A 15,503-nucleotide genomic window follows, 5' to 3' on the forward strand; every position below is an offset into this window, starting at 1 on the left:
TTCATCTCGGTCGGGTTCACGGTGACATCTCCTTATTGAAATTGGCGGTCGCAACCGCACTGTCCTTTGACCGGTCGGGCTTGCGGAAAAACGGCACGCGCTTGCGCCACAGTTTCCAGGCCTGCCAGTGAATTTTGGCGACGATTCCGAAGGTCATGAATGGCTGTGTCAGCAGCGCCAGCAAAGCGCTATCGGAAGTCATCGTCTGCAAACGACCGCCGACGGTGGTGCGAATCAGCACACCGGCGTTGTCCGACGTCCGGGCGTCAGGATGATCGCCTGCCTCGTCGTCGTAATCGATACCGATCAATGTGCTTTTTGCCGTATCGCGAAAGTAGAAATGGTAGGCGCCGCGCACTTCGCAAAACGGTGATACATGCATGGCTTTGGCGCATACCAGCCGTGTGTCGGGCGTAATCGCCTTGCGTTCGTTGTCGGCCAGCAGATAACGGTGGGTTTCACCGAAGGTGCTGTTCACTTCGGCCAGCACGGCGCGCAAGGCGCCGCCGCTGTCATGGCACAGCCAGAAACTGACCGGATTGAAAACGAATCCGAACATGCGCGGAAATGTCTGGAGCCAGATTTCGCCATCGGCCGGCAATCCCGCCTCGGCCAATTGAGCGCGCATCCAGCCATCCAGATCGCTGCCGTCGCGCGGACCGTAGTCGGACGTACGAACCGACATCGGCCGCTTGCGATTGACGCCGAACCAGGCGTTATTGGCGTCCGCCAGCCGGCTCAGGTTCAGGCGTACGCAGAACACCGGATAAACGAAGCGGTGATGCACCGGGCGCAGCCGCTCATGCATGACCTGGCCGCGAACCAGGTAGGCTGCTGCGCGCGGGGCCGGCATCATCAGACCTTGGCCCATGCCGGCGCCAGGCCAAAATCGGCAGCCACGCGCAAGGCGGACTTCAGGCCGTCTTCATGGAAGCCGTAGCCGGTCCAGGCGCCGGCGAACCAGGTGCGGCGCTTTCCTTGTATTGAGGCCAGCGCGGTTTGTGCCGAGATGGCGGCCTGATCGAACACCGGATGTTCGTAGTCGAACTTCGCGATGGTCTTGTCGGCTGCCGGCGCCGTGAATGGATTGAGCGTCACTATCACGGCACTTTGGCAGGGCAAGTCCTGCAATTGATTGAGCCAGTAACTGACGCAAACGGCGCGCGCGCCGCCTGGGTCCTTCGCTCCGCCGCCGAGGTAGTTCCACGAGGACCATACCTTGCGCCGTTGCGGCATCAGCGACAGATCGGTGTGCAGATACGCGGTGTTGGCCTGATAGCGCACCGCCGACAACAAATTGCGCTCCCGGCTATCGGCGTCGGTCAGCATCTGCAAGGTATCCGGCGCATGCGTGGCGAACACGACACTGTCGAATTGTTCCTCACCGGTGTCGGTGCGAACGACCACCGCATCGTCGCCACGCAGTACGGCACGCACTTGAGTATTGGATCGCACCGTCGGCAGCGTGGCGACGATCTTCCTGACGTATTCACGCGCGCCGCCTTTGACCGTGCGCCATTGCGGTCGATCATTGACCTGCAGCAGCCCGTGGTTGATGCAGAAGCGCAGGAAGGTGGCGGCAGGAAATTGCAGAATGTCCGCCGGCGCGCTCGACCAGATCGCCGCCGCCATCGGCAGCAGATAGGCGTCGCGAAACATCGCGCCATAGCGGCCTGCAACGAGCAGCTGCTGCAGCGACGCCGGCGACGCCAGGCTGGCGGCGAGATTGCTTTCGGCGGCGCGATTGAAGCGCAGGATGTCGCGCAACATGCCGAGGAAGGCCGGCGACAGCAAATGCCGGCGCTGCGCAAAGACAGTGTCCGGGTTAGTGCCGGCCCATTCCAGTCGGCCGCCATCCTGCGAGACCCCGAAAGACATGTCGGTGGCGTAGCTGTCGACGCCGAGTTCATCGAGCAAGGCGATCAGATTGGGATAGGTCGCCTCGTTGAAGACCAGGAAGCCGGTATCGACCGGAAAGCTCAGGCCTTCCAGCGTCACCTCCACCGTATTGGTGTGGCCGCCGATATAACTGCCGGCCTCGTACAACACGACGTCATGCTTGCGGGCAAGGAAATACGCGCTCGCGAGGCCGGATATGCCGGCTCCGATCACTGCGATTTTTTGCCTTGCTTGCGTCATTGCCGACCTTTCGTGTCGTGTTGCGTTGTGCGGAAATGTTCTCGTGCTGTCGGTTTTTCCGCTTCGGTGCTAAGATTACTACCAATATAAAATAAAATCTACCAATTAGTAATTAAAGCTACCAATGAGTATTTTTGGAAAATTGAACTTCAAGGATCAAGCCTTCAAGCTGCGCGAGAACGCCATTCTGGATGCGGCCACGTCCGTATTGGGCACCAAGGGTTACGACCTGATGACCATGGACGACGTCGCCGGCGCGGTGGGTATCTCCAAACCGAGCCTGTACAAGCATTTCAAATCGAAGGAAGACCTGGTCGGCGAAGCGCTGATCCGCCTGATCGACGGTGCGGTGGACTATCTGGCGCAGCTCGATGGCGCGTTGAGTCCGAAAAACAAGCTGGCGGCGCTGCTGGAGTGGGCCTTGCGAGTGCGGCTGGATGGCGGCCTGCCGTTCCTGCCGTCGACCAGCGCACATGTACGCGACATGCTCATGCGCAACCTCAAGTACGTGACGCGTGTACTCAAACTCAACGGCCAGATTGAAAAGCTGGTGCTGGCGGCGCAAAAGAATGGTGAGCTCGACGCCGCGCTGCCGAGCGACGTCATCCTGTTCAGCTATTACGCGCGCACCTGCGATCCGGCTGTGGAATACTTGCAGCGCTTCAGCAAGATGAGCAACGACGATATCGTGCGGCACATGCTGCAAGTGGCGTTCGACGGTTTTCATCCGGCGCGCTGACATCCTTGCGGCCATAAAAAAACCGGCGCTCTCGCGAGGGCCGGTTTTTTATTGTGCCGAGGAATCGATCAGAACGGGATGTCGTCATCCATATCCGAGAAATTCGGCGCCGGACGGGCTGCCGCCGGCGCGCGCGCTGCGCCACCTCCGCCGCCCGCACCGCCACCCGAACTCTGACGCGCCGGCGCACCGCCGCCACCATAACTACCGCTGCCGCCGTCATCCGACGCGCCACCGCCCATGCCCTGGCGGCCGCCCAGCATTTGCATGGTGTCGGCGATGATTTCAGTCGTGTACTTTTCGACGCCGTCCTTGTCGGTCCATTTGCGTGTTTGCAGGCGACCTTCGACGTAGACTTGCGAACCTTTTTTCAGGTACTGGCCGGCGATTTCAGCCAGCTTGCGATAGAAGGTGATGCGGTGCCATTCGGTGAGTTCTTTCTTTTCACCGCTGTTCTTGTCCTTCCAGCTTTCGGTCGTGGCGACGGCGACGTTGGTGACGGCTTCGCCATTGGGCATGTAACGCGTTTCCGGGTCACGTCCGAGATTGCCGACGATGATGACTTTATTGACCGATGCCATTGTTTCTCCTGGATTTCACTAAATTTGATAACTGATTTGATACCTAAGCCGTTGCACTTGCAGGCTGGACGCCGCGACGCGGCAGATTTTTCATGTTAGACGCGATTATAAGCCAGGTCAGTGTTGCCACAGCACACATTACGAAGACTGAAGGTGCGCCTGCATGTTGCGTCACCCATCCTCCGAGGAATGCGCCGCTGAACTGGCCGAACGCCTGCAGCGTATTGTAGACGCCCAATGCAGACCCTTTGGCGGCGGCCGGGGCGATACGCGATACCAGTGACGGCTGACAGGCTTCCAGAATATTGAACGCGATAAAAAATGCGAACAAGAGAAATACCAACACCCCCCAATGCACCGCAAATTGCGAAAGCGTTACCCACATGCCGATCTGCACGAGCAGCAATAGTAAGATGGCAGCGACGAAAATCTGCTTCATCATGCCGCGCTTCTCGCCGATGAACACCGGCGGCAGCATGAAGACGAACGAGGCCAACACTACCGGCAGGTAAATTTTCCAATGTTCGGCCACCGGCAAACCGGCATATTGCACCAGCGCCGCAGGAACGACGACGAACATCGCCATTTGAGCCATATGCAGCGCGAACACGCCGAAATTCAGGCGCATCAGTTCGCCGTCGCGCAGCACCTCGCCGAAAGGCACCCGCCTTGCCCTGACCATAGGTACATCTGGCACGACGAACAGCACAACGCCAATGGCTGTCAGCGCCAACACGCCGATCAGCAAAAAAATCCCACTCATGCCGATCAGCTTGTACAAGAGCGGCGATACCACCAGCGACACGGCAAATGTGAGGCCAATAGATGCTCCGACCATGGCCATGGCCTTCGTGCGATGCTCTTCGCGTGTGGAGTCGGCGATCAATGCGGTGACTGCCGCCGAAACCGCTCCCGCCCCCTGGATGGCGCGACCGATGATGATCCAGGTAAGGTCGTCGGCTGCTGCGGCGACAAAGGCGCCCAGCGCGAACACGATCAATCCGATCACAATCACGCGCTTTCGTCCGAACTTGTCGGATGCCATGCCGAAGGGTATCTGGCCGAACGATTGCACCAGGCCGTAGATACCCATAGCTAGTCCGACCATGGCCGCGCTTTCCCCGCCCGACATGCCTTTGGCATGAACCGCAAACACCGGCAGGATCAGGAACAGGCCGAGCATGCGCAAGGCGAAAATCGATGCCAGCGAGGCGCTGGCACGGATTTCGGCGCCGGACATGCCGGCTTTCGTTGCGAATTCGGAAGAGTTGGCGTTCATGGTGGAAATGGTGGACACGGTGTGGCTGAGTGTTCGGCAAGACCGGGGAAATCAACAGACCGCGTTGACGGCTACCCAAACCCGCAAACCCGATATGTTAGCAGCAAACAAATCCGGCGCTGCTTTTTCCGAATCGCTTGAGGGGAACGCCGTTGAATTCCCAATGCGCGACATTTCTTTACTCAATTTTCGTGTTTCGTTTTGTAACGCAATGTTTCTGGCCAGACGATTGTGCAACAATAGACGGTTGCTCATTCTGTCCCGTTGCTCGTATTCAATTTTATGCTCTCGCCTGTCCGTTCGCCCTACCTGACGCCTTTCCAGCAGCACCTTTCAAAGAGGATGGCGTGGTTGATTCTGGCGGCCGTGACATGTGCCTACTTGCTTCCGGGCATCTTTGGCCACGGTCCCTGGAAACAGGACGAAGCCTACAGTTTCGGCATGATTCATCACATGTTGACCAGCGGCGACTATCTTGTCCCCACCAACGCCGGCGTGCCCTTCATGGAAAAGCCGCCGCTGTATTACTGGACCGCCACGCTGTTCGCCACGGCGCTGCATCCCTGGTTCAGCTATGCCGACGGCGCACGGGTGACCTCGGTATTTTTCATGCTGATCACGCTGCTGTTCGTGGCGCGCATCGCGCGCGCTGCATGGAATGAAGACGGCTTCCTGAATGCGCGCGTGCTCGGCACGCTGGCACTGTTCGCCGGCACCGTCGGCATGATCAAGCATGCGCATGACATGTTCACCGACGTCGCGCTGGTCTGTGGCGGCACGATTGCCATGTACGGCCTGCTGCAGATTGCGCTCAACGAACAACGCCGGACGCCGCGTCTATCGGCGGCGCTCTGGTTCGGCCTCGGCGTCGGCATTGCCGAAATGTCCAAGGGCTTGTTCGTTCCCGTCATTTACGCCGCGACCGCCCTCCTGGTCGGCTTGCTGGTGCGCGAGTGCCGCTCGCGCTCCTACCTGCGCATGGTCGGTTTTGCCGTGCTGGTGTCGCTGCCGTTCTTCATCATATGGCCGGCGTTGCTGGCGCAGCATTCGATGCCGCTGTTCATGGAATGGTTTTGGGACAACAACGTTGGCCGCTTCCTCGGCTTTTCCGTCAAGAAACTGGGCTCCGACAACGATCACACCGTGATCTTCCGCGCATTGACCGGCTTTGCGCTGCCGGGCGCGCCGTTGGCGGTGCTGGCGATCGCCGGCGGAGAATGGCGCCGGATCCGCCAGCCGCGTGTGGCGATTCCGCTGGCGTTCACGTCGGTTTGCGTCGCCCTCTTGCTGATGTCGGCCACTGCGCGCCAGTTATACCTGCTGCCGTTGATCCTGCCGCTGTGCCTGCTCGGATCAGCCGCAATCGACCGCCTGCACGACTGGGTGCACCTGAGCTGGGATTGGTTTGCGCGCTTGTTTTTTGGCGGCATGACCGCACTTGTATGGACGATCTACGTGATTTCCATCGGTCCGGTTGAACATCATCATTATTTGTCTTACCTCGCGAAATGGCTTCCGCTCGGCTTCATCACGCCGCTGCAGCCGCTGGCGCTGGGTGCGGCGATCCTGATGACGCTGGGCTGGCTGTGCTGCCTGCCTCGTCTGAAACGATGCGGCAAGTGGCGCGGCGCGCTGAGCTGGTTTGCCGGACTGACGCTGATGTGGGGCGCTGCGTACACCTTGCTGCTGCCGTGGGGCGACTTTGCCAAGAGCTTCGAGTATGTCTACGCCCGCCTGTCGGACCAGCTGAAACCGGAATGGCGCGCGGGCGACTGCATGGCCAGTATCGGCCTGGGTGAATCGGAAGCGCCGATGTTGTTCTATTACACCGGCATCCTCCATCAGCCCATCGACAAGTCCCGCACCACCAGCTGCCGGTGGGCCATTGTGCAGACCCCCTTCGGCACCGGCCTGCCAAAGGGCGTCTGGACACCTTTCTGGGAAGGCGCGCGCGACGGCGACGAGGAGCAGACGTTCAACGTCTACCGTCGCATCGCCCCAGCCGAGCCTGCAGCCCCGTCCACAGCCGCAACAATCACGAAGTGACGCCAGGATTTTTCCCAGCCCGCCGGCCCAGCCGCAAGTGGTGAGTCCTGATATAGTAATAGGTTGATCCTCCATTCAATGTTCATATGAACAAGGGATGGAAAACTTACGCTGAAGGCATCCATGGAAGAAATTCGCATTCGCGGCGCACGCACGCACAATCTGAAGAACATCAGCCTCGACTTACCCCGCAACAAACTGATCGTGATCACCGGACTGTCCGGCTCGGGCAAGTCGTCGCTGGCATTCGATACGCTGTATGCAGAAGGCCAGCGCCGCTATGTCGAGTCGCTGTCGTCCTACGCGCGCCAGTTCCTGCAACTGATGGAAAAGCCCGACGTCGATCTGATCGAAGGCCTGTCGCCGGCGATCTCCATCGAGCAGAAGGCGACCTCGCACAATCCGCGCTCGACCGTCGGCACCGTCACCGAAATCCACGACTATTTGCGCCTGCTGTACGCGCGCGTCGGCACGCCCTACTGCCCCGACCATCCGGAAAATCCGTTGGCCGCGCAATCGGTGTCGCAAATGGTTGACGCCGTGCTGGCCATGCCGGAAGACACCAAGCTGATGATCCTGGCGCCGGTCGTGGCCAACCGCAAGGGCGAACACGTCGACCTGTTCGAGCAGATGCAGGCGCACGGCTTCGTGCGTTTCCGCATCCAGAGCGGCACCGGCACGGCAAAAGTCTACGAGATCGACGACCTGCCCAAGCTGAAGAAAACCGAAAAACACACCATCGACGTCGTCATCGACCGCGTCAAGGTCAAGGAAGACATCAAGCAACGCCTGGCGGAAAGTTTCGAAACCGCGCTGCGCATCGCCGATGGTCGTGCCATTGCGCTGGAGATGGATACCGCCAGGGAACATCTCTACTCCAACAAATTCGCCTGCCCGACCTGCGGCTACTCGCTGCAAGAGCTCGAGCCGCGCCTGTTCTCGTTCAACAATCCGATGGGTGCCTGCCCGGAATGCGACGGCCTGGGCCATATCGAGTTCTTCGATCCGAAGCGCATCGTCGCCTTCCCGAATCTGTCGCTGGCCAGCGGCGCGATCAAGGGCTGGGATCGCCGCAACCAGTTCTACTTCCAGATGCTGTCGAACCTGGCGGCGTTCTATGAGTTCGACATCGACATCCCGTTCGAGCAATTGCCAGAAAAATCCCAGCAAGTGATTCTGTACGGCTCCGGCCGCCAGACCATTCCGTTCACCTATGTGAACGAGCGCGGCCGCACCGTGGTGCGCGAGCACACCTTCGAAGGCGTGGTCACCAACCTGCAGCGCCGTTACCGCGAAACCGATTCGATGGCGGTCAAGGAAGAACTGGCCAAGTTCATCAACGAAAAGGAATGCCCGTCTTGCGGTGGCGCACGCCTGCGCGTGGAAGCGCGTTTCGTCAAGATCGGTACCGGTCGCCAGCAGCGCGCCATCTATGAAGTCGCGGCGACACCATTGCGCGAGACCCTGGCGTTCTTCGAGAACCTGAAGCTGACCGGCGCCAAGAAAGAAATCGCCGACCGCATCATCAAGGAAATCATCTCGCGCCTGAAATTCCTCAACAACGTCGGCCTCGATTATCTGTCGCTCGAACGCAGCGCCGACACGCTGTCCGGCGGCGAAGCCCAGCGCATCCGCCTGGCCTCGCAGATCGGCTCCGGCCTGACCGGCGTCATGTACGTGCTGGACGAACCGTCGATCGGCCTGCATCAGCGCGACAACGACCGCCTGATCGGCACGCTCAAGCATCTGCGCGACATCGGCAACAGCGTACTGGTGGTCGAGCATGACGAAGACGCCATCCGCACCGCCGACTACGTGGTCGACATGGGCCTGGGCGCCGGCGTGCACGGCGGCGACATCATCGCCCAAGGCACGCTGGAAGACATCCTCAAGAGCAAGAAATCGCTGACCGCGAAATACCTCAACGGCTCGCTGGAAATCAGCGTGCCGAAGAAGCGCGTGCAGCCCGATCTGGAACGCCAGCTGACCATCACCGGCGCCACCGGCAACAACCTCAAGAACGTCAGCTTCGACCTGCCGGTCGGCCTGCTCACTTGCGTGACCGGCGTGTCCGGTTCGGGCAAGTCGACGCTGGTCAACGACACGCTCTACCTGGCCGCATCGCGCCATCTGTACGGTTCACAGACCGAACCGGCCGAGCATGAATCGATCAGCGGCCTGGAACATTTCGACAAGGTGATCTCGGTCGACCAGGCGCCGATCGGCCGTACGCCGCGTTCCAATCCGGCGACTTATACCGGCCTGTTCACGCCAATCCGCGATCTGTTCGCCACCGTGCCTGCTGCCAAGGAACGCGGCTACAGCGCCGGACGTTTCTCGTTCAACGTCAAGGGCGGTCGCTGCGAAGCCTGCCAGGGCGACGGCGTGATCAAGGTCGAGATGCACTTTCTGCCGGACGTCTACGTGCCGTGCGACGTCTGCCACGGCAAGCGCTACAACCGCGAAACCCTGGAAGTGCAATACAAGGGCAAGAACATCACCGAAATCCTCGAGATGACGGTAGAAGACGCGCACACCTTCTTCCTGCCGGTGCCGCTGATCGCACGCAAGCTGCAAACCCTGCTCGACGTCGGCCTCGGCTACATCAAGCTGGGCCAGAGCGCGACCACGCTGTCGGGCGGTGAAGCGCAACGCGTCAAGCTATCGCTGGAGTTGTCCAAACGCGATACCGGGCGTACGCTGTACATCCTGGACGAGCCGACCACCGGCCTGCATTTCCACGATATCGACCTGTTGTTGAAGGTGATCCATCGCCTGCGCGATCAGGGCAATACCTTGGCCATCATCGAACACAATCTCGACGTCATCAAGACCGCTGACTGGGTCATCGACCTCGGTCCCGAAGGCGGCGCCGGCGGCGGCAAGATCATCGCCGTCGGTTCGCCCGAAGACATCGCCAAGAATCCGGAAAGCATTACCGGCCATTACCTGGCGCCGTTGTTGAAAAAGAAAAAGTAGCAGGAAGGACGCAAGGCCAGCCATGCACGCTCCACTCTCTTCAGCCCAGATCGAGGCCTTCCGCAGCCAGGGTTACCTGCTGCTCAAGGGCTTCGTTCCGGCCGCCGCCTGCGACGACATGCTGGCGGTAACGCGCGCGCATGTGCAGCAGGCCGTGGCGCCGCTCGAATACGAAGCCGAAGTCGGCTACGCCGGCGCCCCCGCTTCGCTCGACGCACCGGGTGGACGCACTGCGCGACGCTTGCGCGCGGCCTGGCAGCGCGACGATCATTTCCGCGCGTGGGCATCCAATCCCACGCTGGTCGCGGCATTGCACCAGTTGTTCGAGGAGCCGGTCAGCGTCACGCTGGCGCATCACAATTGCGTGATGACCAAGCATCCGACCTTCGGCACGGCGACCGGCTGGCATCGCGATATCCGTTACTGGTCGTTCCCGCGCAATGAGCTGATTTCGGTCTGGCTGGCGCTGGGTCCGGAACATGCCGACAACGGCGGCCTCAAATTCATCCCGGGTTCGCACCTGCTGCAACTGCAACCGGACCAAATGGATGAACTCGATTTCCTGCGTCCGGAAGTAGCGGCCAACCAGGCGCTGTTTGCGCAGGGGATTTCCGTGCCGCTAGCAAAGGGCGACGTTGTGCTGTTCCACAGCGGCCTGTTCCACGCCGCAGGTCGCAACAGTTCGGACCAGGTCAAGGCTTCGGTGGTGTTCGCGTATCACGGCCGCAGCAATGCGCCGGTGGCGGGGACGCGATCGGCGGCGGCGGAAGATATCGCGCTGGATTAACGAACGACTGATGACGCACAAGAAGAAGGGTGTTGCCGGCAACGGCAACACCCTTTTTTACGTCTCGAAGCAAGTCCTGAAGAAACGCCTCAGAACTGTTCCCAGTCATCGTCGTTCGGCTTGACCGCTGCACTCGCGGGCAAGGCCGGCGCAGCAGCGGGCTTTGCCGCCTTGGCCGGTGTGGCCGCGGGCTTCTTTGCCGCCGCGACCGCTGCCGGACGCGGCGTGATGTCGACGGTGCGCACCGGCGCCATCATCTTCGGCGCGGCCGCCAGCTGGCGGTTGCCGTCAAGCTTGAACACGCTGACCGACTGCGTCAGGCGTTGCGCCTGGTCCTGCAAGGATTGCGCAGCAGCAGCGGCCTGCTCGACCAGCGCGGCGTTCTGCTGCGTGGTCTCGTCCATCTGGGTGATGGCGCGATTGACTTCTTCGATGCCGGAACTCTGCTCCTGGCTGGCCGCCGTGATCTCGCCCATGACGTCGGTCACGCGCTTGACGCTGGCGACCACTTCGTCCATGGTGACGCCGGCCTGCTCGACCAGTTTGCTGCCCTCGCCGACCTTCTGCACCGAGTCGTCGATCAGGGTCTTGATTTCTTTTGCGGCGGCAGCCGAACGCTGCGCCAGGCTGCGCACTTCCGACGCCACCACGGCAAAGCCGCGGCCCTGCTCGCCGGCACGCGCCGCTTCCACCGCCGCATTCAGCGCCAGGATGTTGGTCTGGAAGGCGATGCCGTCGATCACGCTGATGATGTCGACGATTTTTTTCGACGAGTCGTTGATGTTGTTCATGGTGACCACGACCTGGCTGACGACGTTGCCGCCCTCTTGTGCGATCTGCGATGCGGATGCCGCCAGTTGATTGGCCTGGCGTGCGTTGTCGGCGTTCTGCTTGACAGTGGATGTCAGCTCTTCCATGGCCGAGGCGGTTTCTTCCAGCGAACCGGCCTGGCTTTCGGTACGCGCCGACAGGTCGAGGTTGCCGGTGGCGATTTCGCTGGAGGCGGTGGAAATGGTGTCGGTGCTCACGCGTACTTCGCCGACGATCTGCTGCAGGCGGGCGTTCATGGTTTTCAGGGCTTCCATGAGCTGGCCGGCTTCGTCGCGCGAATGCACCACGATGTCCTGCGTCAGGTCGCCGTCGGCCACGCCGCGCGCCACCCGGACGGCTTCATTGAGCGGACCGGAAATCGCCCGCACCAGCCAGATGCCCATGATCAGAGCAACCGACAAACCGATGACGATGGCGGCGATGGTCATGGTCAGGAAGGTGTCGTAGCGCGCCTGCGATTCGTTGTAGAGCTGCTTGCTGACGTTCTGCTGCAAGGTGTTCAGCTTGGCCATGGTGACGCTGATCTGCTTGGACATCTGCAGCAGCGGACCGTTGTACAGATCGGTCGCGCCCTGGAAATCGCGGTTGTGCAACGCTTCCATGGCCGGCTTGACGCCTTCGGCAATGAACTTTTTCTTCTGTGCGGTGAATTGCTCGGTCAGTTGTTTTTCTTCCGGCGTCAGGTAAGTCGCCAGGTATTGCTGCCAGACTTTTTCGCCGTCCTGCAGGGTCTTTTCGAGCGCGTCCATGCTCTTGTCGATTTCGCCGGAGTCGCCGACGATTGCAGTCGAGATGGCGTAACGCCCCATTTCGACCGCAGTCGCCACTTCACCGAGTTGCCCCAACGCAATGACGCGATCTTCATACAGCGACTTGAGTGCCGCATTGGTCTGTTGCAGGCTGGTCAGGCCAACGGCGCCGAACAACGCCAGCAGCACGGACAGAAAACTGACGACAAAAATGAGGCGCGCCTTGATGGAAAAATTCTTGAACATGACAACTTCCTTACAATCGATTAAGCACCCAGAGTGCCTTATTCTGTAAGCATTTCCCGTACCAAGATACGCAGAATAAAGCCTTGCGCAGGGCGCATTTCAACGGATTGACGGTTGCAATCCCAGCCACAAACCCAGCGGCACGAAAACCAGCGCAGCAAGGTTTCCCATGAGCACGATCGATGCCACTTTGTCAGGCTCCTGGCGGTACTGCTCGGCCACCATGAAACACAGCACTGCAGGCGGCAAGGCGCCGAACAGGTACATCTGGCCGCGTTGGCCCGCCGTCAGCGGCAACACCTGATCCAGTACAAACGCCACGATCAAACCGACCAGCGGACAGGTCACCGCGCCGACCAGGCCGATGTGCCAGCTCTTGAAGCTGATGTCCATCATGCGCACGCCGAGTGCGAACAGCATGATCGGGATGCTGGCTTCACCGAGCAGCTTCATCGCTGAAAACACAGGTTGCGGCAGCGGCACGTGCAATACCGCGAACAGCACGCCCAGCACCATGGCGACCATGATCGGGCTCTTGAACAGCTTGAGGAAGGAGCCGGGACGCATGCTGGTCGTGCGGCCATGCTGCAGCATCTTGATGCCCAGCGAAAAATAGATGAAAGTGGCCGCCGTGAACAAGGCCACCGCGGCCGACAGACTCTCCGGACCAAAGGCCAGCAGCATCAGCGGCACGCCCATGTTGCCGCCGTTGTTGTACATCATCGGCGGCAGGAAGGTGCGCTTGTCGTAGCCCAGCATTGTTGCCACCGGCCAGGCCAGCAAGCCGGAGCCGAGCGAAATGATCACGCTGGCAAGAATCAGCCAGCCGTTGTGCGCGAGATCGAAATCCTTCGCCGACAAGGCGCTGAACACCATCAGCGGGGCCAGCACCTCCATGGACACGCGATTGACCGAGGCCATGTCGGAACGCACCACTTCGCCGCGCCAGCGCGCATAGCCGTAACCGATGGCGATGATGGCGAAGACGGGAAGGATGATCCCGGTGATGCGCTCAAGGATTTCCATGTTTACTTTTTGAGGAGGCGTTTTTCCGCACGCAGGATGTTTTCACCGGTGCCGCGCAACACCACGATGTCGCCGGTCTGCAAGACCGTGTCGGGCTTGAATTCGACGCGCAGCTTGCCGCGCCTGAGCATGGTGACCTCCGTGTCGAATTGCTCCAGCGCGACCTGGTACAGCGTCTTGCCGATCGCCGCAGCGCCTTCGTTGAGAGCAACCGATTGCAGCCGCACGTTGAGGTTGTCGTTGTCTTCGGGCACGTCCGAGGCGCCATGGAAATAGCCGCGCAGGGAAGTGTAACGCTCGTCGCGCGCGCTTTGCACGCGATGCACCACGCGGCGCAGCGGCACGCCCAGCATCACCAGCGCATGCGAGGCCAGCATCAGGCTGCCTTCCAGCGCTTCCGGCACGACTTCGGTGGCGCCGGCCTCCAGCAGCTTGTCGAGATCGGCGTCGTCGTGGCTGCGCACGATGACCGGCAGAGTCGGGGCCAGTTCATTGGCATGATGCAAAACCTTCAACGCCGACGGCGTGCTGGCGTAGGTCACCACCAGCGCCGCGGCGCGATGGATACCGGCAGCCACCAGGCTTTCGCGGCGCGCGGCGTCGCCGTAGGAAACGTTGGCGCCGGCTTCGCGGGTGTCGTGCACCAGGTCCGGGTCCATCTCCAGCGCATGGTAGGGAATGCCTTCTTCTTCCAGCAGCTTGGCCAGGCTCTGGCCGCTGCGGCCGAAGCCGGCAATGATCACGTGCTTCTGGCTCGACATGGTGCGCGTGGCCAGTTGCGTCAGCGCCAGCGATTGCAGCATCCACTCGTTGGCCGACAGCTTCATCACGATGGCGTCGGATTTGGCCAGCAGGAACGGCGCCGCCAGCATCGACAGCACCATGGAGGCCAGGATCACCTGGATCAGCAAGGGGTCCATCAGTTGCAAACCGCCCGCCTGGTTCAGCAGCACGAAGCCGAACTCGCCGGCCTGTGCCAGCGCCAGGCCGGTGCGCAGCGCCACGCCCGTGGTCGAGCCGAACAGTTTGGCGAGACCGGCGATCAGCACGAACTTGAGCAGCACCGGGCCGACCAGCAGCAGCAGCACCAGCCACCAATGCTCCAGCACCAGGTGCACGTTGAGCAGCATGCCGATGGTGATGAAGAACAGTCCGAGCAGCACGTCGCGGAAGGACTTGATGTCTTCCTCCACCTGATGCTTGTATTCGGTTTCGGAAATCAGCATGCCGGCAATGAACGCACCCAGCGCCAGCGACAGGCCGGCCTTTTCGGTGATCCAGGCGGCGCCCAGCGTGATCATCAGCAGGTTCAGCATGAACAATTCCTGCGAGCGCCGCTTGACGACGATCTGGAACCAGCTGCGCATGAGCTTCTGGCCGAAGAACAGCAGCAAGGCCAGCACCACCAGCGCCTTGATCGAGGCCCAAGCCAGCGTCACGACCAGGTTGCCGGAATTCTTCGCCAGCGCCGGCACGATGATCAGCAGAGGCACCAGCGCCAGATCCTGGAACAGCAGGATGCCGAGGATGCGGCGGCCGTGTTCGGTTTCCAGCTCGAGCCGCTCGGTCAGCAGTTTGGAGACGATCGCGGTGGACGACATCGCCAGCGCGCCGCCCAGCGCAAATGCGGCCGGCCAGCTGATTTCGTGGAGTTGCGGCAGGATGAAGGCGGTGCTCCAGCCGAACACCATGGCCACCGCAATGGTTGCCAGCACCTGCGCCACGCCGAGGCCGAAGACGATGTGTCGCATGGCCGATAACTTGGGCAGCGAGAATTCCAGGCCAATCGAGAACATCAGGAACACCACCCCGAACTCCGCCAGCGCGTGCGTGGTTTCATTGTCGTCGGCGAAGCCGAGTCCATGCGGGCCGATGACGATGCCGACGACGAGGTAGCCCAGCATCGGTGGCAGATGCATCATTCGAAAAGCGACGACCCCAAGCACCGCAGCGCCGAGTAGAAAAAGAGTGAGCTCTAGTCCTGAAAACATGTAGTGGAAAACGAAGCAATTTTTATAAGTGGAGGCCGCAAGGCCTGTTAAGCCAGAATCATGCCCGCCCTGCCGCCATGGATTCCGATCGGTATCGCATTGCAGCAAGC

General features: G+C 60.9%; 11 protein-coding genes. 4 read left to right on the forward strand and 7 right to left on the reverse strand.

Annotation, left to right across the window (positions count from 1 at the left end):
• Positions 1-16: 16 nt before the first annotated feature.
• A complete protein-coding gene (locus ACIROY_RS17710) occupies positions 17-871 on the reverse strand; it encodes a DUF1365 domain-containing protein (protein ID WP_402342851.1) in 855 nt (284 codons plus the stop codon).
• Complete coding sequence (locus ACIROY_RS17715) at positions 856-2,139, reverse strand: NAD(P)/FAD-dependent oxidoreductase (RefSeq protein WP_402342853.1); 1,284 nt, start codon at positions 2,137-2,139, stop codon at positions 856-858. Before ACIROY_RS17715 ends, ACIROY_RS17710 begins: the two co-directional genes overlap by 16 nt.
• A 124-nt stretch (positions 2,140-2,263) precedes the next feature.
• Here ACIROY_RS17715 and ACIROY_RS17720 point away from each other — a divergent pair, with 124 nt between their 5' ends.
• Positions 2,264-2,878 (forward strand): TetR/AcrR family transcriptional regulator, encoded by a 615-nt coding sequence (locus ACIROY_RS17720; protein ID WP_402275109.1) that lies wholly within the window; start codon positions 2,264-2,266, stop codon positions 2,876-2,878.
• Positions 2,879-2,946: 68 nt separating this feature from the next.
• On the opposite strand, the gene ssb is transcribed toward ACIROY_RS17720, so the two are convergent.
• Together ssb and ACIROY_RS17730 are read right to left on the reverse strand one after the other, a co-directional pair.
• Positions 2,947-3,459 carry a single-stranded DNA-binding protein gene (ssb, locus tag ACIROY_RS17725; RefSeq protein ID WP_402275111.1) on the reverse strand — a complete coding sequence of 171 codons (513 nt, stop codon included), beginning with the start codon at positions 3,457-3,459 and terminating at the stop codon, positions 2,947-2,949.
• Between the two features lie 43 nt (positions 3,460-3,502).
• The gene (locus tag ACIROY_RS17730) at positions 3,503-4,699 is read right to left on the reverse strand and encodes an MFS transporter (protein ID WP_402343607.1); all 1,197 of its coding nucleotides are present in this window, start codon (positions 4,697-4,699) and stop codon (positions 3,503-3,505) included.
• Positions 4,700-5,080: 381 nt separating this feature from the next.
• Here ACIROY_RS17730 and ACIROY_RS17735 point away from each other — a divergent pair, with 381 nt between their 5' ends.
• From ACIROY_RS17735 to ACIROY_RS17745, 3 genes are all read left to right on the forward strand, one after another.
• On the forward strand, positions 5,081-6,784 hold the full coding sequence (locus ACIROY_RS17735; RefSeq protein ID WP_402342856.1) for an ArnT family glycosyltransferase: 1,704 nt from the start codon (positions 5,081-5,083) through the stop codon (positions 6,782-6,784).
• A gap of 123 nt (positions 6,785-6,907) precedes the next feature.
• Positions 6,908-9,763 carry an excinuclease ABC subunit UvrA gene (uvrA, locus tag ACIROY_RS17740; protein WP_402342859.1) on the forward strand — a complete coding sequence of 952 codons (2,856 nt, stop codon included), beginning with the start codon at positions 6,908-6,910 and terminating at the stop codon, positions 9,761-9,763.
• Between the two features lie 22 nt (positions 9,764-9,785).
• Positions 9,786-10,550: a phytanoyl-CoA dioxygenase family protein gene (locus ACIROY_RS17745; RefSeq protein WP_402275118.1), complete on the forward strand. Its 765-nt coding sequence runs from the start codon at positions 9,786-9,788 to the stop codon at positions 10,548-10,550.
• An 89-nt stretch (positions 10,551-10,639) separates the two neighbouring features.
• Here the strand turns inward: ACIROY_RS17745 and ACIROY_RS17750 are convergent, their stop codons facing one another.
• From ACIROY_RS17750 to ACIROY_RS17760, 3 genes are all read right to left on the reverse strand, one after another.
• Positions 10,640-12,376, reverse strand: a complete 1,737-nt coding sequence (locus tag ACIROY_RS17750) for a methyl-accepting chemotaxis protein (protein ID WP_402342862.1) — start codon at positions 12,374-12,376, stop codon at positions 10,640-10,642.
• Positions 12,377-12,475: 99 nt separating this feature from the next.
• The gene (locus tag ACIROY_RS17755) at positions 12,476-13,402 is read right to left on the reverse strand and encodes an AEC family transporter (protein ID WP_402342865.1); all 927 of its coding nucleotides are present in this window, start codon (positions 13,400-13,402) and stop codon (positions 12,476-12,478) included.
• A 2-nt stretch (positions 13,403-13,404) separates the two neighbouring features.
• Positions 13,405-15,393, reverse strand: a complete 1,989-nt coding sequence (locus tag ACIROY_RS17760) for a cation:proton antiporter (protein ID WP_402275124.1) — start codon at positions 15,391-15,393, stop codon at positions 13,405-13,407.
• Positions 15,394-15,503 lie beyond the last annotated feature (110 nt).

The organism is Herbaspirillum sp. NPDC101396 (assembly GCF_044767365.1).
Classification (GTDB): domain Bacteria; phylum Pseudomonadota; class Gammaproteobacteria; order Burkholderiales; family Burkholderiaceae_D; genus Herbaspirillum.